Genomic DNA, 20,937 nt, shown 5'->3' with positions numbered 1-20,937 from the left:
AACATTTCATGGACAAGCTGATTATCACCGGCAACGGGCCGGTCAACGGGGAAGTCTGGGCCAGTGGTGCCAAGAATTCGGCCCTGCCCATCCTGGCAGCGACACTGCTGTCCGAAGGTCCCGTGACCATCAGCAATCTGCCGCACCTGCAAGACATCACCACCAGCCTGGAACTGCTCGGGCGCATGGGAGTCGAGCCGGTGATGGGCGACAACATGACCGTGCAGTTGGACGGCTCCAAGGTCGAGCACTGTCATGCGCCCTACGAGCTGGTCAAGAAGATGCGCGCCTCGATCCTGGTGCTGGGCCCGCTGCTGGCTCACTTCGGCAGTGCCGAAGTCTCGTTGCCGGGCGGTTGCGCCATCGGCTCGCGCCCGGTGGATCTGCACATCCGTGGCCTGGAAGCCATGGGCGCGGAGATCTCGGTCGAGAACGGCTACATCCGTGCCAAGGCGCCGGGTGGCCGCCTCAAGGGCGCTCGCATCGTCTTTGACGTGGTGACCGTCACGGGTACCGAGAATCTGCTGATGGCCGCGACCCTGGCCGATGGGCGTACCGTGCTGGAGAACGCGGCACGCGAGCCGGAAGTCGTCGATCTGGCCGAATGCCTGATCGCCATGGGCGCCAGGATCACCGGCCACGGCACCGATACCATCGTCATCGAAGGGGTCGAGAGACTGCACGGTTGCGAATACTCCGTGATGCCTGATCGCATCGAGACCGGCACCTTCCTGGTCGCGGCAGCGGCCTCGCGTGGCAAGGTGCGCGTCACCCGCACGCGCGCCGATACCCTCGATGCGGTGCTTGCCAAGCTGGAAGAAGCCGGTGCCACCATCACCACGGGGGATGACTGGATCGAGCTGGACATGCAGGGCAAGCGTCCGAAGGCGGTCAATATCCGTACGGCGCCGTATCCGGCATTCCCCACGGACATGCAGGCCCAGTTCGTGGCGCTGAATGCCGTGGCCGAAGGCACCGGTACCGTGATCGAGACCATCTTCGAGAACCGCTTCATGCACGTGCAGGAGCTCAACCGCATGGGCGCGCACATCGCCCTGGAAGGCAACACGGCGGTGGTGACCGGTACCGAGCGCCTGTCGGGCGCTCCGGTGATGGCCACGGACCTGCGTGCCTCGGCCTCGCTGGTGATCGCGGCCATCGTCGCCGATGGCGAAACCATGGTGGATCGCATCTACCACATCGATCGTGGTTATGAATGCATCGAGGAGAAGCTCTCCGGGCTGGGCGTGATCATCCGCCGCTCCGCCGGTTGAGCCGAGTCCTGCCTCCATGCGCTGCCGGCCATCGCAGGTCGGCAGCGTCTGCTGAATTCTTACGCACAAGCACGGGCGAATACCCCATGAGCAAGCAACTGGTCGTCGCCCTTTCCAAGGGGCGTATCCTCAAGGAAACCCTGCCGCTGCTGGCGGATGCCGGCATCGAACCGCTGGAAGATCTGGACAAGAGCCGCAAGCTGCTCTTCGATACCAATCTGCCTGACGTCAAGCTGGTCATCATTCGCGCCACCGATGTGCCGACCTATGTGCAGCTGGGAGCGGCTGATCTGGGCATCGCCGGCAAGGACGTGCTGCTCGAGCATGGCGCCGAAGGTCTCTATGAGCCTCTGGATCTGGAGATCGCGGCCTGCCGTCTGATGACGGCCGGGGTCGTCGGTCAGCAGCAGCAGGGCGCGCGACGTCGCGTCGCCACCAAGTTCGTCGATGTCGCGCGTCGCTACTACGCGGAGCAGGGCATCCAAGCCGAAGTCATCAAGCTGTATGGCGCGATGGAGCTGGCCCCGTTGATGAATCTGGCCGATGAGATCGTCGATATCGTCGATACCGGCAATACCCTGCGTGCCAATGGCATGGAGCCGCGTGAGCTGATCACCGACATCAGCACGCGTCTGGTGGTCAACAAGGCTGCCATGACCATGAAACATGATCGCCTCAAGCCGTTGATCGACCGCCTGCGTCAGGCGGTGGAAGCACGTCGCGACGCATGAATGACCAGGTCCCGGCCTCGTGTCACGCGGCGGGACTCGTCAGCAACGACATCACTCAAGATCGCAGAGACGATCTGGCAGCAGCGCCCGTCCGGCTCAGCCCTCACTGCCAATGACATGACAAGAGGTTCGCATGGATACCCTGATCAACCGGCTCGATAGCCGCGATACCGATTTCACTGCCCGTCTGGATGCATTGCTGGCCTGGGAGGGGGTGTCCGATGCCGAGGTACAGCATCGTGTCACCGACATCCTTTCGCGCGTCAAGCAGGAAGGCGATGCCGCGCTGGTGGAGTTTTCCAATCGCTTCGACCGTCTGAGTGTCTCCAGCATGTCGGAGCTGGTGATCGACGCCGAACGTCTGGCAAAGGCCTACGCCGATCTGCCGGCGGATCAGCGCGAGGCGCTGGCGGTCGCGGCGGAGCGTGTGCGCGTCTATCACGAGCATCAGAAGCCGGAAAGCTGGTCCTTCAAGGATGAGCATGGCAGCTTGCTGGGGCAGAAGGTCACGCCGCTGGATCGCGCTGGCATCTATGTCCCGGGAGGCAAGGCCGCCTATCCCTCTTCCGTGCTGATGAACGCGATCCCCGCGCATGTCGCCGGTGTGCGCGAGATTATCATGGTCGTGCCGACCCCCGATGGCGTGGTCAATGAACTGGTGCTGGCCGCGGCTCACCTGGCGGGTATCGATCGGGTCTTCACCATCGGCGGCGCCCAGGCCGTCGCGGCACTGGCCTATGGCACCGAGACGGTGCCGCGCGTCGACAAGATCGTCGGTCCCGGCAACATCTATGTGGCCACTGCCAAGCGGGCGGTGTTCGGTCAGGTCGGCATCGACATGATCGCCGGACCGTCCGAGATTCTGGTGGTCAGCGATGGCGTGACCGATCCGGACTGGCTGGCGATGGACCTGTTCTCGCAGGCCGAGCATGACGAGGATGCCCAGGCGATCCTGATCAGCTGGGATGATGAGCACCTCGCTGCGGTCGAGGCGTCAATCGAACGTCTCGCGCCGACCATGGAGCGTGCCGAGATCATCAAGACCTCGCTGCGCGAGCGTGGCGCCCTGATTCGCGTCAGCGGGCCGGAGCAGGCGCTGGAACTGACCAACCGTATCGCGCCGGAGCACCTGGAGCTGTCGGTGGCGGATCCGGAAGCGTGGGTCGAAGGTGTCCGCCATGCGGGCGCCATCTTCATGGGCTCCCACACCTCCGAGGCACTGGGCGATTACTGTGCCGGCCCGAATCACGTGCTGCCGACGTCCGGTACCGCGCGCTTCTCCTCGCCGCTGGGGGTCTATGACTTCCAGAAGCGCTCCTCGTTGATCCAGTGCTCGGCCGAAGGTGCCTCTATCCTCGGGCGTACCGCATCGGTGCTGGCGCGGGGTGAGTCGCTGACCGCTCACGCCCGTAGTGCCGAGAATCGCATCATCGAGTGAGCATGGTGAAGTTCATGAGCATGGTGTAGTTCATGAGCATGGTGTAGTTCATGAGCATGAAAAAGCCCGCCACGGTTTCCGTGGCGGGCTTTTCTGGCTCTGGTTCTTGCGTGAAAGCCGTTTGCCAGTCCGGCGACCATTGTCAGCCGGGGGATGAGACGCCCGGAGCTGCGGCGGCAGGAGAGGGCGTGCTGTCGGGAATCGGCCGCTCACCGACCTTGACGCTGACCTCCATGGGCTTGCCATCCCGCAACAGATTGAGTTGCAGGGTGTCGCCCGGCTTGACCGCGGCGATGTCGGCCATGGCAAGGCGCGCATCGATCAGGCGCTTGCCGGCGACTGCCGTCAGGATGTCACCGGGACGCAGGCCGGCCTGCGCCGCGGGGCCATCACGCAGCACGGCGGCGACCACCACGCCTTGCGGAGCGCTCAAGCCGAAGGAGTGCGCCAGCGACGGCGTCAGCTCCTGGACTTCCAGGCCCAGCCAGCCGCGAATCACCCGGCCGTGATCGACCAGTGATTCGAGGATGTCACGTGCCAGGTTGGCGGGGATGGCGAAACCGATGCCCTGCGAGCCACCGGAGCGGGAGTAGATGGCAGTATTGATGCCGACCAGTGAGCCATCGGTATTGATCAACGCTCCACCGGAGTTGCCGGGATTGATCGCGGCATCGGTCTGGATGAAGTCCTCGTAGGCATTCAGGCCAAGATGGTTGCGTCCGGTGGCCGAGATGATGCCCATGGTGACGGTCTGACCGACGCCGAAGGGGTTGCCGATGGCCAGCGAGACATCCCCGACGTGGACCTGGGTCGAGTCGGCGATCGCCACCGTCGGCAGGTCTTCAAGATCGATCTTCAGCGCCGCGAGATCGGATTCGGGGTCGACCCCGACCACCTTGGCCAGTGTCTCGCGGCCATCACGCAGGGCGACCTGTATCTGGTCCGCGCCCTGAATGACATGGTTGTTGGTCAGGATATAGCCGTCGCTCGAGAGAATGACGCCGGAGCCCAGGCTCGACAGCATGCGCTGGCTGCGCAAGGCATTTTCCCCGTAGAACTGGTTGAAGAAGGGGTCGGACATCAGCGGGTGCTTGCTGTCGTCCTCGATCTTGCGCGAGGAGTAGATGTTGACGACGGCGGGGGCGGCGGCGTCCACGGCGGTCTGGTAGCTGGCCGGCCCGCTGTTGCGCTGCAGTGGCGGCGCTTCGCGCAGTACCGGATTGGCGGATTCCTCGCGCTGTTCGGCGGAGAGGGTCAAGGCGGGAGATGGCAACACCTGCTGATCTCGAGAGACGATCGCGCCGCCCTGTTGGCCGCCCTGTTGGCCAACCTCGGGCGCCGGCTCGGAATGTCCAAGTTCAGGGAAGCGATCCAGCACCACGATGGCAAGCAATACCCCGGTGACCACTGGCCAGAGAAGGGGGAGCAATGAACTGCGAAGGGGGCGTCGCGTCTGAGGCATCAGGAGTCCTGGTGAATGATCCGTGGTCCTGCCGGGCCGTCAGCTTTCCTGAGGGCAACCGCCGTGGGGCGGTCGGCATCCGCAGGGTTGCTGCTGGCAGGCGGAGGGTGAAGAGGAAGATTGATGACGTGCTCAAGACGTGTCACCCATGTCTCGGTACCCGGCGAAGCTGCCATGCGCTTACATGGTGAGGCTGCGCCGTTACAATGGCAGCCAGTGTAACACTCGATGAATCTGACTGCTGGAGGCTCAATGGCTGATCGTGACGTGCTGGTCGAGGCGCTGGATGGCTGTCTGGAGGCGCAGGCCTTCAAGGATTACACCGTCAATGGACTTCAGGTCGAGGGGCGGCGCGAGGTCCGCAGAGTGTTGACGGGCGTTACCGCCAATCAGGCGCTGCTGGATGAAGCCGTGGCATGGCAGGCGGATATGGTGCTGGTGCATCACGGCTATTTCTGGAAGAACGAACCCGCTCGGATCACGGGCATGAAGCGCCGTCGTCTCAAGACACTGCTGGCGAACGACATCAATCTGGCGGCGTATCACCTGCCGCTGGATGCCCATCCGACGCTGGGCAACAATGTCCAGCTGGCCGAGCGCCTGGGGTTGGTCAGTGAAGGATGCCTGGATGGCGTCCCCGGGCGTGGACTGGTGCATGTCGGGCGTCTCGCAGATGAGCTTGCGGCAGGCGGTGAGCTGGACAGTGCCGCGTTGGGGGCCGAGTTCAGTCGCCGTCTGGGGCGAGAGGTGCTCGTGATCGCCGGGCATGATCGGCCGATCAAGCGCATTGCCTGGTGCACGGGAGGGGCGCAGGACTATATCGGTCTGGCCATCGAGGCGGGAGTCGATGCCTTCCTGTCCGGTGAGATCTCGGAGCGGACCACGCACAGTGCGCGCGAAGAGGGGGTGACCTACCTGGCGGCAGGGCATCATGCGACCGAGCGCGATGGGGTTCGGGCGCTGGGCGAGTGGCTGGCGGCCGAGCATGGCGTCGAGCATCGCTTCGTGGATATCGACAACCCTGCTTGAGTCAGCTCATGGTCGCCCTGTGACGGCCTGAGTGATCCTTGCCAACGACAACGGCCACCCCTGGAAGGTGGCCGTTGTCGTGTCCAATGGCCGTGAGGGAACTCACGGCAGGCGGAGGTTGCTCAGATGCGCGGCGGGTTGGCGCTCTGCGCTTCGCCTTCCGCGGGTTGTGGCTTGAGACCGAAATCCTCTGACAGCGTGCCGCGATTGTCGGCATAGTCACGTGGCAGGTCGACCTTCTCGCCCATGTCTTCTTCAAGCGTGGTGTCAGTATCCAGCAGGCGGCGCTTGAGCTGGCTGTCATCGCACAGTGAAGAGGCACCGCTGGCCAGGTGCTGGCGCAGCTCGTTGCCGGCACGTTGGATCTGATCCGTCAGATCACTGGCCTTGGAGAAATGATCATTCAGGGCGTCACGGAACTGGGTCAGTTCCAGCTCACGCTCCGCCAGCTTCTGGCGGGTCTTCTGATTGCGGGCCACGTTGGCATTCAGGAGGTGGTAGCACAAGGCGCCGATACCGATGCCAGCCAGAAAACAGGCGATGGCCAGGATCCAGTCAATATTGCTCTCGTTCACGTCGCTCTCCTTGTGTCACGACTGCGGTGATCTTCACCGCCGGGGCAGGCCATCACGATGATGTGCTGCCAATGTCCAGACTCTTGCAGTGTGTCCAGCGACGCTGGCCATGAGGCAAAGAGTGCCTGTATTTCAAAAGCGTACGCACTCCATTATATCGATGGGTTGGCGCGTCACGTCAATTCGTCATGAGAGAGACCTTGGTCGCCCCGAAGCAAGGGCGCCATTCGCCATCGAGGCGCGTCATGGCACTGAAGGGCCTGGGAAGCAGGACTTCCCGTCAGGTGTGGTGGGTAAAATTGCACTCAGGGCGTATAATGCCGCGCAATTTCGTTCTTGCCTGATTGTCAGCCATGCTGGCGCAGGCGTGACCTCGTTTCACTTCGCGCCAGATGCAGCCCAGTGCTGAATCTGGCCTGCACCGGGTTTCTCCATGCCAGCACCTACGCCCCTCGAGAAGTACCAGGCAGACCTCAAGCGTGATGACTTTGCCTACGATGCCGCCCAGGAAGATGCCGTTCGTCACCTGCAGCGCCTTTATGACGATCTGGTGCGTACTCCGCGCCAGACGCCTGACAAGGTCGAGGATGTCACGGGCAATGGCGGGCTTGGCTCCAAGGTGCGTCGATTGTTCGGCAAGCCGTCGCGGCCGGCCGCCGTCGACAGGACCCCGGACATCATGGGGCTGTATTTCTGGGGTGGCGTGGGGCGCGGCAAGACCTATCTCGTCGATACCTTCTACGAGAGCCTGCCCTTCGCGGACAAGATGCGGACGCACTTCCACCGCTTCATGCAGCGCGTCCACAACGAGCTTGGCCATTACAAGGGCGAGAAGAACCCGCTGACGCTGGTGGCGGCCAAGTTTGCCGTGGAAGCGCGCGTGATCTGCTTTGACGAATTCTTCGTCAAGGACATCACCGATGCCATGATTCTCGCCACCCTGTTCGAGGAGCTGTTCAAGCAGGGCGTGGTACTGGTCGCGACCTCGAACATCGTGCCGGATGATCTCTACAAGGATGGCCTGCAGCGTGCGCGCTTCCTGCCGGCTATCGACCTGGTCAAGCGCCATTGCACCGTGGTCAATGTGGATTCGGGTATCGATTATCGCCTGCGCGCTCTGGAGCATGCCGAGCTGTTCCACAGTCCGCTGGGTGACGAGAGCGGTGCCAGACTGGCGCGTGAGTTCCGCTCCATTGCCGGAGCCGAAGGTCATGCCGATGAAGGCTTGAGCATCAATCACCGCGTGCTGCATGCCTTGCGTCGACACGAGGATGTGGTGTGGTTCCATTTCGATGAGCTGTGCGATGGCCCGCGCAGCCAGAATGACTACATCGAGCTTGCGCGCGAGTTCCACACCGTGCTGGTGTCGGAGGTGCCGCAGATGGGGCGTGACAGCGATGATCAGGTGCGCCGCTTCATCAATATGGTCGATGAGTTCTATGACCGTGGCGTCAAGCTGCTGATGAGTGCCGAGACACCGGTCGAGCAGCTCTACACCGGCGGCAACCTCGACTTCGAATTCGAGCGCACCCTGTCACGCCTGCAGGAAATGCAGTCGCGTGAATACCTGGCGCTGCCTCACAAGCCATGAGGCGATGTCGGAAGACGAAATAGCCTTTGTGGTGCGGGCGTCTGGCATGTACAATGCGCGCTCGCTCGAATTGTTGTCCGGTTCACGAGTCGTCCTGGGTCAATCGCCCTTGATGGGCGTGGGCAGTCTGGAGTCGAGTCGGCGGTGATCGCGCAAGCGGCCTGCCACTGACTGCCAGGCGTCGGACAACCAAGAAAAATAGGGATTGGTCGCGCACTCAAGTGCAAGACCCGACTATAGGTGATTCATCCATGAAGACGTTTACTGCCAAGCCGCAGTCCGTCCAGCGTGACTGGTTCGTCGTCGACGCAGCCGGCAAGACGCTGGGCCGTATGGCTACCGAAATTGCTCGTCGCCTGCGCGGCAAGCATAAAGCCGAGTACACTCCGCACGTTGACACTGGCGACTACATCGTCGTCATCAACGCCGAGAAAGTCGCTGTGACTGGTCGCAAGGCAGAAGCCAAGACCTACTACCGTCACACCGGTTACCCGGGCGGCCTGCGCTCCATGAACTTCAACCAGATGATCGAGCACAAGCCTGAGCGCGTGATCGAGCTGGCGGTGAAGGGCATGCTGCCGAAGGGCCCGCTGGGTCGTGCCATGCAGTCCAAGCTGAAAGTCTATGCTGGCGCCGAGCATCCGCACGCTGCGCAGCAGCCGCAAGAACTGAACATCTGAGGGAAGCATCGCCATGACACAGCAGCACTACGGTACCGGGCGCCGCAAGACTTCTACCGCGCGCGTCTTCCTGAAGCCGGGCACCGGCAAAATCACCGTCAACCAGCGTGACCTGAACGACTACTTCGGTCGTGTGACAGGTCGCATGGTTGTTCGCCAGCCGCTCGAGCTGACCGAAACTACCGAACAGTTCGACGTCTACGTCACTGTCGCCGGTGGTGGTGGTTCCGCTCAAGCTGGCGCCATCCGTCACGGCATCACTCGTGCCCTGATGGCTTACAACGAGGACTTCCGTCCGGCACTGCGTGCCGCCGGCTACGTCACTCGTGATGCTCGTGAAGTCGAGCGTAAGAAAGTCGGCCTGCGCAAGGCCCGTCGTCGTCCGCAGTTCTCCAAGCGTTAAGAGAACAGGCGTCGACCACAAGAACGTCCAGTACCCGAAAGGGTGCTGGGCGTTTTTTTTGCGATCTCGATAGGGGCGTCAAGCGCATGGTGCGAGCGCAATTGAAGAAAGCCGCTTCTGGTAAAGTGATTTTCTTGAGTTGTGAGCGGTGGGTTCTTGCCCTTTAATACAGTCAAGCGTCAAGTGCCCGGCAAGGGAATGGTCTGGCAGCATGCGGTGGTGTTCGGGAGACAATAACAATATGGCTAATCGAGGTGTGAATCGAGGGCGGCGCCGCTTCCTCGTCAGTGCGACCAGTGTCGTGGGGGCGATAGGCGCCGTTGGCATCGCGACGCCCTTTCTGGCTTCCTGGCAGCCGAGCGCACGGGCAAGAGCGGCAGGTGCACCTGTCACGGCGGATATCTCGCGCCTGGCACCGGGTCAGCAGATGACCATCGAGTGGCGCGGCAAGCCGGTATGGGTGGTGCGTCGCACCCCCGAGATGATTGATGACATCCGGGCCATCCCGCACGCCGAGTTGCAGGACCCCGAATCACGCCGTCCCCAGCAGCCAGCCTATGTGGATGCTGTCCTGCGCTCCATCAAGCCCGAGTACGTGGTACTGGTGGGAATCTGCACCCATCTGGGCTGCTCGCCGGGTTATCGACCCGAGATGGGTGCCGCGGATCTTGGCGCTGACTGGCCGGGTGGCTATCTGTGTGCCTGTCATGGCTCGAAATTCGATCTCGCGGGTCGCGTGTTCACCGGAGTGCCGGCGCCCTCGAATCTCGAGGTGCCGCCGCATCATTATGAAAGCGAGCAGGTGCTGGTGATCGGCGTCGATGAGGAGGCTGTGTGATGGGGAATCCAGAACGTGCCAAGGCGTCGCGAGGCATCATGCGCTGGATCGATGATCGCTTTCCGGCCACCCAGATGCTGCAGGACCATCTGACAGGCTACTACGCGCCCAGAAACTTCAATTTCTTCTATTTCTTCGGCTCGCTGGCGCTGCTGGTGCTGGTCAATCAGATCATTACCGGTATCTGGTTGACCATGAGCTATACCCCGACCGCCGAAGGGGCCTTCGCCTCGATCGAATACATCATGCGCGATGTGGAATATGGCTGGCTGATCCGTTACATGCATTCCACGGGGGCGTCCGCATTCTTCGTCGTCATCTATCTGCACATGTTCCGGGGGCTGATCTACGGCTCCTACCGAGCGCCGCGTGAGCTGGTGTGGATCTTCGGCATGTGCATCTATCTGGCGTTGATGGCCGAGGCCTTCATGGGGTATCTGCTGCCCTGGGGGCAGATGTCCTACTGGGGGGCGCAGGTGATCATCTCGCTGTTCACGGCGATCCCGGTCATCGGAGCGGATCTGGCGCAGATGATCCGTGGCGACTATCTGGTGTCCGGCATTACCTTGAATCGCTTCTTTGCCCTGCATGTCATCGCCTTGCCACTGGTCATCGTCGGGCTGGTGGTGCTGCATCTGGTGGCGCTGCATGAGGTGGGGTCGAACAATCCGGATGGCATCGAGATCAAGGACAGGAAGGATGAGGCGGGTCAGCCGTTGGATGGCATTCCGTTCCATCCCTACTACACGGTGAAGGATCTGGTGGGTGTCGGTGTGTTCCTGTTCGTGTTCTGTGCCGTGATCTTCTACTTCCCGGAAGGGGGCGGCTACTTCCTCGAGACGCCCAATTTCGAACCGGCCAACTCGTTGAAGACACCTGAGCATATTGCCCCTGTCTGGTACTTCACGCCGTTCTACGCGATGTTGCGGGCCGTGAACTATCCCTTGTTCGGGGTCGATGCCAAGTTCTGGGGCGTGGTGGTGATGGGGTTGGCGATCGCCATCCTGTTCGTGTTGCCATGGCTTGATCGTTCTCCTGTGCGCTCCATCCGTTACAAGGGCTGGCTGTCGCGTATCGCGATACTCGTGTTCGTGGTCAGCTTCGTGACCTTGGGGGTGCTTGGCGTGATGCCGCCGACGTTCGAGCGCACGATCATCGCGCAGATCGCGACGGTGGCGTACTTCGCCTTCTTCATACTGATGCCGCTGTATACGCGATTCGAGAAGACGCGAGCGGTGCCGGACAGGGTGACAGGCCGATGAGCGGGCAAAAGGGTGGGTCAAGGGACTGGCTGAAGCATGTACTGGCTGCAGGCGTGGTAGTGGCCGGACTGCTGGGGGCGGGAGCTGTCAGCGCGGCAGGGGGCGAGGCAGTGCGTGAGTCGATGCAGCCGGATCTGCATGACAAGCCCTCGTTGCAGCGCGGCATGCAGCTCTACACCAATTATTGCATCGGCTGTCACAGCCTGCAGTATCAGCGCTATTCGCGTGCCGCAGAGGACCTGGAGATGCCCGAGGATCTGGTCGAGCGATATCTGATTTTCTCGCCAGAACTCAAGATCAATGACACCATGCGCATCGGGATGAAGGCTGAGGACGCCGCGAGCTGGTTCGGTACGCCGCCACCGGATCTGTCTCTCGAGGCGCGTCTGCGCGGGACGGACTGGATCTACTCCTACCTGAAGAGCTTCTATCGCGATCCCGAGCGCCCCTGGGGTGTCAACAATGCTGTCTATCCGCTGGTGGCGATGCCCAATGTGCTGGAGACATTGCAGGGCGTTCAGGAAAAGGTCTGCGCCCAGAGCGACCTGGTGCCTCCGGGCGCGGAGCTGAACCCGGCAACGGGGCACTATGACTCCTGCGACGTGCTGGAGATCACCTCGCCGGGCAGCATGACAGCAGAGGAATTCGACCAGGCCGTGTGGGATCTGACCAACTTTCTGGCCTATGTGGGCGAACCATCGCGACTCAAGGCTGAGAGCATGGCCCCCAAGGTGTTAATATTCATCCTGATCTTTACTCTGCTGGCATATCTTCTCAAGAAGGAATACTGGCGCGACATTCATTGATGGCTCCCGGAGTGGCGCTCATTGATAATGGCGTGCAGGCAGTGACGGGCGCACGGCTGATCGGTCGTGCGCCCGCTTGCGTCGCTTGCGGGTGACGCAAGGTTGACCCTCTGGGCGCGTCACGCAGTTGATGAGGCGCCCAGAGGAAACTTATTCCCGTTCGTCAGGCCAAAAGCTGACGCGGGCATGGCTCGAACAGATGCGAGGACAGTTTCATGGGTGTTGTGGCCAAGCGTTCATCGATGACCTTCTACTCCGGTGGTGACGACCACTTCAGCCACCGTGTACGGATCGTGCTGGCCGAGAAGGGTGTAGCAGTCGATGTCATTGATGTAGATGATGACAACCGTCCGGCCGAGCTGGCTGATCTGAACCCGTACAACAGTGTGCCGACGTTGCTGGACCGTGACCTGGTCCTCTACGAGTCCAAGGTGATGATGGAGTACCTGGACGAGCGCTTCCCGCATCCGCCGCTGTTGCCGGTGTATCCGGTGGCGCGCGCCCAGAGCCGTCTGTGGATGCACCGCATCGAGCGCGAGTGGGTACCGATGATGGAAACCATCCAGAACGGCACCAAGAAGGAAGCCGACAAGGCGCGCAAGGAATTGCGCGAGAGCCTGATCGGAATCGCGCCGATCTTCGATGACATGCCGTTCTTCATGAGCGACGAGTTCTCTCTGGTCGACACGTGCATCGCCCCGATTCTGTGGCGTCTGCCGACATTGAACATCGAGCTGCCGGAGAAGCAGGTCAAGCCGCTGCTGAACTACATGGAGCGTCTGTTCGATCGTGATGCCTTCAAGGCGTCTCTCTCCGAGGCAGAGCGCGAGATGCGTATCTGATTCGCTTGAGCAATCCCGAAAGGGGTGCTTGAGTCGCTGGAACCCACCCCGGGGTGGGTTCCGGGCTCGGATCATGAGGCGGGGAGGGGCCGAGGTCAGGTGTCTCGACCGTCACGTGGTGTCAGTGCCCGCAAGCTGTAGCTCGGCGTCGCAGGACGTCGGTCATCGTGACATCCATTGCAGTTCAAGAGGTTCTCTCATGCTTTCCAGTCGCCCTTATCTGGCACGTGCGCTCTACGAGTGGCTGCTGGATAACGACAATACGCCGTACATCGTGGTGGATGCCGAGCAGGATGGCGTTCAGGTGCCGCGTCAACACGTGCAGAATGGCCAGATCGTGCTGAACATCGCGCCGGGTGCCGTGCGTGATCTGCTCATCGCCAATGAGGGTGTCAGCTTCAATGCCCGTTTCGGTGGTCAGCCGATGCACGTCAGCGTGCCGACACCGGCGCTGGTGGCGCTGTACTCTCGCGAGAATGGCGTTGGCATGGTGTTCGGGCATGAGCCTGTCATGCCGGGTGCGGATGACCTGGCCTTCGGTGAGGCAGCCTCGGATGAGGCGACCTCCGGTGAGGAGGCTCAGGCGCCTTCACGTCCGACTCTGGCCAGTGTCGGTGGTGCCAGCAGCGCTGCTGATGATGAGCAGGGTGAGGAGGCGTCACGGGGTGATGCGGCGGCCGATGAGGTCGCGAGTGCCGAGGAGCAGGAGGGCGGCAGCATCTCCTCCTCCGATGAGGAAGGCGGCGATGATCAGCCGAAGCCTCCCCGCAAGGGGCGTCCGTCGCTGCGAGTCATCAAGTAAGCGGACACTCCTCTTCAGTCCTCTTGGGCTGATAACGACGACGCCCCACAGGCCAGGCCTGTGGGGCGTCGTCGTTTTCACCCATACGTCAGGGAGTGCGGTCTACGTCAATCAAGATACTCGAAGACCTTGGCGATACGCTGGATGCCACCGACTTCCGAGACCTTGCTGACGATCTGGTCGGCCTCCGAGCGGGTCACGATGCCCATCAGGTAGACGCTGGCATTCTCGGTCAGCACCATGATGCGCCCGGAATCGATGTTGGCATCGGCCGCGAGAGTCGCCTTGACGCGGGTGGTCAGCCAGGTGTCCTGGACGCGCTGGCTGGTAGGCGCATTGGCGCTGACTTCCAGGGCGTTGTGTACCTGGCGTACGCGACGGACATCCTTGGCGACTTCCGCGGCGCGTTGCTTGAGCTCGTCGCTGGGCACTTGCCCGGTCAGCAGGACCATGCCGTTGTAGGCATTCACGTTGACATGGGCGTCATTGAAGCGCGCATCGATCTTGCCGAGATTGACTTCGATCTTGGTCTCGATGCTCTCGTCTTCCACTTGAGCGCCCAGAGTGCGATCACCGTAGTCCTCGTCAATGGGACCACTGTGAGTCAGGTCGGCCACGGTGGTACAGCCCGCAAGGGATAGAAAGCCGGCGGTGGCCATGAGGGAAAGCAGGTACTTTGGCGTCATGCCGTAATCTCCTGGTGAGCGCCGTGTGTCGCAAGGCGTTATTCGTTGCTGCCGAACAGCTGGTGATCGATCAGATCACACAGGCAATGAATGGCCAGCAGATGGACTTCTTGAATGCGCGCGGTGGAGGTCGCCGGTACGCGGATCTCGCAATCTTCGCTGCCCAGCAGGGAAGCCATGTCGCCACCGTCACGACCGGTCAGTGCCACCACGCGCATGTCGCGGTCATGGGCCGCCTGGATGGCCTGTACCACGTTGGCGGAGTTGCCGCTGGTGGAAATGGCCAGCAGGATGTCGCCGGGCTGGCCCAGGGCGCGAATCTGCTTGGAGAACACCTCGTTGTAGCTGTAATCGTTGGCGATGGACGTCAACGTCGAGGTGTCGGTGGTCAGGGCGATGGCCGGCAGGCTCGGGCGTTCACGCTCGAAGCGATTGAGCAGCTCTGACGAGAAGTGCTGGCTGTCACCGGCGCTGCCGCCGTTGCCGCAGGCCAGAATCTTGCCGTCATTGACCAGGCTCTGGACCATCATCTGACTCGCCGCTTCGATGAAGGGCGGCAGCACTTCACTGGCGTATGTCTTGGTGTCGATGCTGGCGTTGAAGTGGCCGAGAATACGAGATTGGAAATCCATAATGGCTCTTGGTCGTTGGCTTCAGAACGCTTCGAATGCGTGGCGTATCCAGTGAATGGCGAGAGGGGGAGGACCCTCCACGCCGACCACGTCGAAGCGGCAGGAACATGATAGCCCGTGATGGGCCAGATAAAAACGCGCGGCCTTGATCAGCCGGCGTTGCTTGGTGGCGGTCACGCTTTCCAGTGCGCTGCCGAACCGGGAGCTGGCGCGGTAACGCACTTCGATGAACACCAGGGTGTCACCATCACGCATGATCAAGTCGATCTCGCCGCCCTTGGCATGCGAATTGCGCGTGACAGGCACGAGACCTCTGGCTGACAGCCATTTCTCGACCTCGGCTTCGATCACGGCACCGCGCGCTCTCGCGCGACGCTGTGGTGGCTCCTGCCCGGCCGTTCCAGGGCGCGCCATGTCAGGGCGTGTAGGCTTCGACGGTGCGGCTGCTGGCGCCTTTCAGCGGCGGGCGTGGTACGCCGCCTCTGAACTCCGCCCACGGCAGCGTGCGTTCGATGCGTCCATCATGACGCGGGAATAGACTGCCGGTCGCTCCGAAGAGTTCCCCGCCGGCACCGGCCAGCATCAGCGGAACGCGCTGTGCCAGGCGATAGGCATCGACGCCCATGGCATTGAGCTTGAGCATGCGCGGAGAGGCATCCGACAGGGCGCGATAGGTATCGGCTTCCGGCAGAGTGGCCTTGCCGCCGGAGGAGGCCTGCGGCACTTCCCAGGGGATGTCGACGAAATTGACGCCATTGAGGTCGCCATCCTGAGCGGGCTGGGGGGAGCCTTCATAAAGGTGTGAGGTGCCGTAGATCGGCAGGTTGCCCGCGTAGTAGAAGTCCAGCATCGGCGGCACCTGACGAGCGTAGCTTGGCAGCGCCAGCAGGAAGATCATGTCGATGTTGCCGGAGTGGGCGCGGCCATACTTGCTGCCGGATTTCTTGGCGGATTTCATGCGCGCCTGATCCTGGCTGGAGACGGAAAGCAGATCCTTGACCGCTTCACTGACCGGGCCCTTGGGGTTGTAGCGCTCGATGGAAACGATGTCGCCACCTTCCTGCTCGAAGCGATCACGGAAGGCGCTGTAGACGCGCTGACCCCAGGCATTGTCGGGAATCATGGCTGCGGCACCACGATGACCGTCAAGTGAGGCGCGCAGTGCGACCTGGCGCGCTTCGTCTTCGGCGGACAGGCCGTACTGGAAGAGATTGTCGGCCTGATTGCGCTCATGGGTGCCGTAATTGAGGGCCAGGGTTGGCAGCGGCAGGCTGCTCTGGGTCTCGAGCTGGCTGACCAGCTGCTTGTCCAGCGGGCCTAGCACGACCTGAGCTCCCTCCATGGTCGCGCGGGCATACAATGTCTTGAGATCGGCGCTTGAGGTATCGAAGAAGCTCAGCTGCGGCGTGGCTTCGGCATTGTCGATGGCGCTGCGATGGCGTGCCTCGATGCCCTCACGAATTGCCTGCGCGATACGCTTTAATGGGCCGGACTGCGGAAGGAAGACCGCGATCTTGCGGACTTCCTGGCCGGAGAGCTCGCGCAGATCGAGGATGCCCTGCGGCATCTGGCGTGCGGCCGGATGCTGCGGATTGGCATCCGCCCAGTCGTTGATGGCGGAAAACATCTGGTCGATGTTGCCGCCGAAGCGCCGCTGCAGACGCAGCAGGTCCGTCCAGCCGCTGGCAATGGCGTTGGCGCTGGCCAGCTCGCCAAGCTGGCTGGGAGACAGGCGCGTGAGCTGTTCCCACAGGGTGTCATTGATGCTGAGGTCATCAGTGTCCGCCTGCAGGGCAATCAGCGTCTGGGCACTGGCCAGAGGTTCGCCGACCATGCCGAGCGCCAGTCCGCGACGCTTGCGCAGCGTGCGCTGATCGTCGCTGGACATCGTGATGTCGTCTTCCAGCACGGACGTGGCGAGTATCGTGTTCCAGCCATCCTGCTGCTCGAGGGCGATGCGCGACAGCAACAGGGCCCATTGCACGCGTTGCTGGGGTTCCAGGCTCGCGGGGTCGATGTCCGAGGTGATGGTGATCGCCTGCGCGTTGTCGCCGCTGCGTGCTAGGATATCGGCGGCCTGCAGTCGGGTGCCGGCGGCCTGTTGGCCCTGTTGTTGCTCCGCTTGAGCCAGCAGCGCGTCCGCCCCCGGTCCGCTGGGACGGGAGGACTGCCCGGCACACCCGGCCAGCAGCAGTGCCGCGATGGCCATGCCGGCCAGTCCGCGCAGGCTGGTGCGTGGGAGGCGCAAGCTCTTGTGCCGAATGGTTGACGCAGTGCGCAGCACGTTGTCAGGCGCACGATTCCATGTCTGGCCCATGTACGACGGTCCCTTGGCTGATGGGCGATGAGGCCGTGGCCCGCGTCGCCGCTGCTGTAATGACGGATGAATACTGCAATGACGAATGAGACGAGTCTCGGAGTGGCTGCTCGTGCGGGCATGTCTGCCGCAGGTGGTCAGGCCACTCGGCTGTCTCTGACGTCCATATCTACCACTGAGTTCAACGAGTCGAAGCATTGAATGTCTGAGTCTTCTGAAGGCGTATTGTACGTGGTCGCCACGCCGATTGGTAACCTCGATGACCTCAGCCCACGTGCCGCGCGGGTGCTGGGCGAAGTGGACCTGATCGCGGCTGAGGACACCCGCCACAGTGCCCGTCTGCTGCGCCATCTGGGGCTGGAAGTCCCCATGATGTCACTGCATGACCACAATGAGCGCGGGCGGGTCGATCAGCTGTGCGAGGCCCTAGAGGCGGGGCGGCGTGTCGCGCTGGTCTCCGACGCCGGGACGCCGCTGATCTCCGATCCCGGCTTCATCGTGGTGCGGGCGCTGCGGGAGCGCGGCTTCAAGGTAGTCCCGCTTCCCGGCCCCTGCGCGTTGATTACCGCGCTCAGCGCTGCTGGCCTGCCGACGGATCGCTTCACCTTCGAGGGGTTTCTCGCTCACAAGGGTGGGCCACGTCAGGCGCGCCTCACGGCACTGCGTGAGGATGGCGCGACGCATGTGCTTTATGAGTCGCCTCACCGTATCCAGGCGTTGTTGAAGGATATCCACGACGTTCTCGGGGCGCGCCGAGTCGTGTTGGCACGTGAGCTGACCAAGACCTTCGAGACCTTCCTGGACGGGACGGCTGCTGAGCTGCTGGCGATGATGGAGGCGGATGGCGATCAGACGCGCGGTGAATTCGTGGTCATGATCGAAGGGGCTCCGGCACGTGAGGGCGACGAGGCTGCCAGCGTCGAGGGTGATGCGCTTCTCAAGGTGCTGTGGGAAGAGGGGGTCGGCGTCAAGCAGATGGCGGCGATCGCCACTCGTCTGGTCGGCGGGCGCAAGAAGGCCTGGTATGCCAAGGCACAAGCCATGAAGGATGCGGCGGAACCACGAGAAGCGTAAGCGAGAGGTGTTTTCCAAGTGCTTGGCATGTCTGGCTTTTCGGCGTTCCTCCGGGCCAGGTGCACTGCAGCGCCAGCTTGTGGAAACGATGTGACACTGATAGTCTTGCGCGCTTGGGAGATGGCCAGACAGTCGCCGCCAGCGTGAGCTGGGGGAGGAAAGTCCGGGCTCCATAGGGCAAGGTGCCAGATAACGTCTGGGCGGCGTGAGCCGACGGCAAGTGCAGCAGAGAGAAGACCGCCTACGTCAGCTTCGGCTGGCCGGTAAGGGTGAAAGGGTGCGGTAAGAGCGCACCGCGCGTCTGGTAACAGTTCGCGGCGAGGTAAACCCCACCTGGAGCAAGACCAAATAGGCCCCCTATGCTGCTGCCCGCAGTGGGGGCGGGTTGGTTGCTTGAGCCCTGAAGTGATTCAGGGCCTAGATGAATGACTGTCCACGACAAGACCCGGCTTATCGGCCGTCTCCCGCCTAATATTGAAGATGTCAGCCCTGTGATGCGAAACGCGCAGTTCAGGGCTGACATGTGACACCGCATGACCGGCGCCGTCCGCTCCGTGCTCCGTGGCTGGCCATTTGCAATGGCGGCGGACATGAAGTCGTGACCGGCGCCGGTTGTCGATTGTGCCCTCGATAATCATGCGAATGTCTCTGCTTTCCTGCGGTCTACCGCCAGACGACTGGCGTCCGCCTTTACTGCCCGCAACGCGTGCCAAGGTCCCGAATTTCGTCATGTCCAAGCCCAGCGCTCCCTCCGTTCCCGAATCAGCCGCTGCCATGTCAGCCGCCGAATCCGAAGCTGCGGATCGCTTCGCGCATGTCAGTGTCATGCTCGATGGCGCGGTGGATGGGCTGATTCAGGACGTCTCCGGTGTCTATTTCGACGGTACTTTCGGGCGCGGCGGTCACTCACGCCTGATCCTGTCGCGTCTCGATGACGGTGGACGTCTGATCGCCTGTGATCGCGACCCCCAGGCATTGGCGGAAGCCGCCACCATCGAGGATTCCCGTTTTTCCATTCATGCCGGTGAATTTGCCCGCCTGGGCGAATATGCCGAGCGGGAAGGCGTGCATGGTCAGCTCGATGGCATTCTGCTGGATATCGGCGTGTCCTCGCCGCAGCTGGATGATGCCGAGCGTGGCTTCAGCTTCATGAATGATGGTCCGCTGGACATGCGCATGGACCCCACCAGTGGCGAGAGTGCCGCTGAGTGGTTGTCACGTGCCAGTGCCGAGGACATGGCGTGGGTCTTCAAGACCTATGGTGAGGAGCGCTATGCCAAGCGTCTTGCACGTGCGGTGGTCGAGCGTCGCGCCGAGCGTCCCATCACGCGGACCGGTGACTTCGCCAGCCTGATCAAGGACGCGCATCCCAACTGGGAGAAGCACAAGCACCCGGCGACGCGTGTCTTCCAGGCGATCCGCATCCATGTCAACGGCGAGCTGGATGAGCTGACCCGCGCGCTGGATGCGGGCCTGGAAGCCCTGAAGCCGGGGGGAAGGCTGGTGGTGATCAGCTTCCATTCGCTGGAAGACCGTATCGTCAAACGCTTCATGCGCGACAAGGCGCGTGGCGATCAGGCGCCGCGTGGCATGCCCATTCGCGAAGATCAGCTCAACAAGCGCCTCAAGCTGGTCGGCAAGGCTCAGAAGGCCTCCGAAAGCGAGGTGCAGGCGAACGTACGCTCACGCAGCGCCGTGATGCGCATCGCCGAGAAGCTGAAATAACGCCCGGTTCGTGGCGTGTATCGTGGTCATCCCAGCGCCTGCCTTTTGGCAGGCGCGCTCGCAAGGGGACGTAGTGTTGTGCGACATGTGTGTCGGTGCCTCGCAACGCTTAACGACCAACGCCACAAGCTGACATAATGCGCCGGTCGTCGCCTGATGGTACCGCTGGTCATCACGAGTGATGTGTGGCCGGCATGTTGCGGCGATGAACAGGACAAGCCGTCAGCCATCGGGTGTTGCATGCCTGACATGCATGGATTGACGGGTCGTCCCGCAGGGATAAATCGTGGTGCAGATCACCGCGTTCAGAGTGATAAGGGAGTCAGCATGGCGGGACGCAAGCAGCAGGGCAGCTGGAGAGGGAACTGGCCGATCAGGTTCCAGATGCGTTGGCGTCATCTGTGCTTCGTGGTGCTGATGATCTGCCTGCTGGGATCCGCCGCTGCTGTCGTCGTAAGCTCCCATCTCTCGCGCGGCCAATACGCGCAACTCCAGAAGCTCGAGGCGGCGCGTGATGATGCGCGTGCTCGCTGGGGACGCCTGCTGCTTGAGGAAAGTGCCTGGTCCGCCCCTGCGCGTATCGAGAGCATCAGTACCGAGCGTCTCGAGATGCGCGTACCGGATGTCCACGATGTCGAGGTCATTCGCTGATGGCTACACGTCGACCTCCTTCCTCGGACCCCAAGGCCCCTCGCTCCCGCGGCGCACGCACTGCGCCACCCGGCGCGGCCAGTCGCGGCAAGACGGCTGGTTCTGCTGCCGCCGGGGCA

21 protein-coding genes and 1 other RNA gene are annotated in these 20,937 nt (G+C 62.4%); 16 read left to right on the top strand and 6 right to left on the bottom strand.

The annotated features are described in order from the left end of the window. Window positions 1-8: 8 nt before the first annotated feature. The 3 genes from murA to hisD all read left to right on the top strand — a co-directional run bounded on the left by murA (window position 9) and on the right by hisD (window position 3,443). A complete protein-coding gene (gene murA, locus ACZYGA_RS05770) occupies window positions 9-1,274 on the top strand; it encodes a UDP-N-acetylglucosamine 1-carboxyvinyltransferase (protein WP_077371616.1) in 1,266 nt (421 codons plus the stop codon). Between the two features lie 86 nt (window positions 1,275-1,360). Next, window positions 1,361-2,005, top strand: a complete 645-nt coding sequence (hisG, locus tag ACZYGA_RS05765; protein WP_077371619.1) for an ATP phosphoribosyltransferase — start codon at window positions 1,361-1,363, stop codon at window positions 2,003-2,005. A gap of 133 nt (window positions 2,006-2,138) precedes the next feature. Then, entirely contained in the window at window positions 2,139-3,443 is a 1,305-nt protein-coding gene (gene hisD / locus ACZYGA_RS05760; protein WP_077371622.1) for a histidinol dehydrogenase, read from the top strand. A gap of 142 nt (window positions 3,444-3,585) precedes the next feature. On the opposite strand, the gene ACZYGA_RS05755 is transcribed toward hisD, so the two are convergent. Next, on the bottom strand, window positions 3,586-4,905 hold the full coding sequence (locus tag ACZYGA_RS05755; protein WP_084209221.1) for a S1C family serine protease: 1,320 nt from the start codon (window positions 4,903-4,905) through the stop codon (window positions 3,586-3,588). A 252-nt stretch (window positions 4,906-5,157) separates the two neighbouring features. Between ACZYGA_RS05755 and ACZYGA_RS05750 the strand changes: the two genes are divergently transcribed. Next, on the top strand, window positions 5,158-5,934 hold the full coding sequence (locus tag ACZYGA_RS05750) for a Nif3-like dinuclear metal center hexameric protein (protein WP_084209220.1): 777 nt from the start codon (window positions 5,158-5,160) through the stop codon (window positions 5,932-5,934). A 122-nt stretch (window positions 5,935-6,056) separates the two neighbouring features. On the opposite strand, the gene ACZYGA_RS05745 is transcribed toward ACZYGA_RS05750, so the two are convergent. Beyond that, window positions 6,057-6,509 (bottom strand): Z-ring associated ZapG family protein, encoded by a 453-nt coding sequence (locus ACZYGA_RS05745; protein ID WP_077371632.1) that lies wholly within the window; start codon window positions 6,507-6,509, stop codon window positions 6,057-6,059. 433 nt (window positions 6,510-6,942) lie between these two features. Between ACZYGA_RS05745 and zapE the strand changes: the two genes are divergently transcribed. The 8 genes from zapE to ACZYGA_RS05705 all read left to right on the top strand — a co-directional run bounded on the left by zapE (window position 6,943) and on the right by ACZYGA_RS05705 (window position 13,733). Further along, entirely contained in the window at window positions 6,943-8,100 is a 1,158-nt protein-coding gene (gene zapE, locus ACZYGA_RS05740; RefSeq protein ID WP_077371635.1) for a cell division protein ZapE, read from the top strand. 251 nt (window positions 8,101-8,351) lie between these two features. After that, window positions 8,352-8,780: a 50S ribosomal protein L13 gene (gene rplM, locus ACZYGA_RS05735; protein ID WP_065392477.1), complete on the top strand. Its 429-nt coding sequence runs from the start codon at window positions 8,352-8,354 to the stop codon at window positions 8,778-8,780. A 13-nt stretch (window positions 8,781-8,793) separates the two neighbouring features. Further along, entirely contained in the window at window positions 8,794-9,183 is a 390-nt protein-coding gene (gene rpsI / locus ACZYGA_RS05730) for a 30S ribosomal protein S9 (RefSeq protein ID WP_043332522.1), read from the top strand. Window positions 9,184-9,424: 241 nt separating this feature from the next. After that, complete coding sequence (petA, locus tag ACZYGA_RS05725; RefSeq protein ID WP_077371638.1) at window positions 9,425-10,021, top strand: ubiquinol-cytochrome c reductase iron-sulfur subunit; 597 nt, start codon at window positions 9,425-9,427, stop codon at window positions 10,019-10,021. After that, on the top strand, window positions 10,021-11,283 hold the full coding sequence (locus tag ACZYGA_RS05720) for a cytochrome b (protein ID WP_077371641.1): 1,263 nt from the start codon (window positions 10,021-10,023) through the stop codon (window positions 11,281-11,283). Before petA ends, ACZYGA_RS05720 begins: the two co-directional genes overlap by 1 nt. Continuing rightward, complete coding sequence (locus ACZYGA_RS05715) at window positions 11,280-12,089, top strand: cytochrome c1 (protein ID WP_479398573.1); 810 nt, start codon at window positions 11,280-11,282, stop codon at window positions 12,087-12,089. Before ACZYGA_RS05720 ends, ACZYGA_RS05715 begins: the two co-directional genes overlap by 4 nt. 215 nt (window positions 12,090-12,304) lie before the next feature. After that, window positions 12,305-12,931, top strand: a complete 627-nt coding sequence (gene sspA, locus ACZYGA_RS05710; protein ID WP_077371647.1) for a stringent starvation protein SspA — start codon at window positions 12,305-12,307, stop codon at window positions 12,929-12,931. Between the two features lie 199 nt (window positions 12,932-13,130). Continuing rightward, window positions 13,131-13,733: a ClpXP protease specificity-enhancing factor gene (locus ACZYGA_RS05705; protein ID WP_141392248.1), complete on the top strand. Its 603-nt coding sequence runs from the start codon at window positions 13,131-13,133 to the stop codon at window positions 13,731-13,733. Window positions 13,734-13,840: 107 nt separating this feature from the next. Here the strand turns inward: ACZYGA_RS05705 and ACZYGA_RS05700 are convergent, their stop codons facing one another. From ACZYGA_RS05700 to ACZYGA_RS05685, 4 genes are read right to left on the bottom strand one after another with little or no spacing between them, the layout of a single operon-like run. Further along, window positions 13,841-14,419 carry a BON domain-containing protein gene (locus tag ACZYGA_RS05700; protein WP_077371653.1) on the bottom strand — a complete coding sequence of 193 codons (579 nt, stop codon included), beginning with the start codon at window positions 14,417-14,419 and terminating at the stop codon, window positions 13,841-13,843. Between the two features lie 38 nt (window positions 14,420-14,457). Further along, window positions 14,458-15,051 carry a phosphoheptose isomerase gene (locus tag ACZYGA_RS05695; protein ID WP_043332512.1) on the bottom strand — a complete coding sequence of 198 codons (594 nt, stop codon included), beginning with the start codon at window positions 15,049-15,051 and terminating at the stop codon, window positions 14,458-14,460. Window positions 15,052-15,072: 21 nt separating this feature from the next. Then, complete coding sequence (locus ACZYGA_RS05690) at window positions 15,073-15,465, bottom strand: YraN family protein (RefSeq protein WP_279855187.1); 393 nt, start codon at window positions 15,463-15,465, stop codon at window positions 15,073-15,075. A gap of 1 nt (window position 15,466) precedes the next feature. Then, window positions 15,467-17,368 (bottom strand): penicillin-binding protein activator, encoded by a 1,902-nt coding sequence (locus ACZYGA_RS05685; protein ID WP_077371659.1) that lies wholly within the window; start codon window positions 17,366-17,368, stop codon window positions 15,467-15,469. A 201-nt stretch (window positions 17,369-17,569) separates the two neighbouring features. Between ACZYGA_RS05685 and rsmI the strand changes: the two genes are divergently transcribed. The 4 genes from rsmI to ftsL all read left to right on the top strand — a co-directional run bounded on the left by rsmI (window position 17,570) and on the right by ftsL (window position 20,818). After that, the gene (rsmI, locus tag ACZYGA_RS05680; protein WP_176502827.1) at window positions 17,570-18,442 is read left to right on the top strand and encodes a 16S rRNA (cytidine(1402)-2'-O)-methyltransferase; all 873 of its coding nucleotides are present in this window, start codon (window positions 17,570-17,572) and stop codon (window positions 18,440-18,442) included. A gap of 116 nt (window positions 18,443-18,558) precedes the next feature. Then, an RNA gene (gene rnpB, locus ACZYGA_RS05675) (RNase P RNA component class A) lies at window positions 18,559-18,911 on the top strand. Window positions 18,912-19,216: 305 nt separating this feature from the next. Continuing rightward, window positions 19,217-20,167, top strand: a complete 951-nt coding sequence (gene rsmH, locus ACZYGA_RS05670; protein ID WP_077371665.1) for a 16S rRNA (cytosine(1402)-N(4))-methyltransferase RsmH — start codon at window positions 19,217-19,219, stop codon at window positions 20,165-20,167. A gap of 327 nt (window positions 20,168-20,494) precedes the next feature. After that, a complete protein-coding gene (gene ftsL / locus ACZYGA_RS05665) occupies window positions 20,495-20,818 on the top strand; it encodes a cell division protein FtsL (protein ID WP_077371668.1) in 324 nt (107 codons plus the stop codon). Window positions 20,819-20,937: the final 119 nt, after the last annotated feature.

The sequence above is a fragment of the Cobetia sp. BL01 genome (assembly GCF_056493605.1).
Note: the sequence above shows the minus strand (reverse complement) of the source record. Positions and strands in the feature narration are given on the sequence as shown.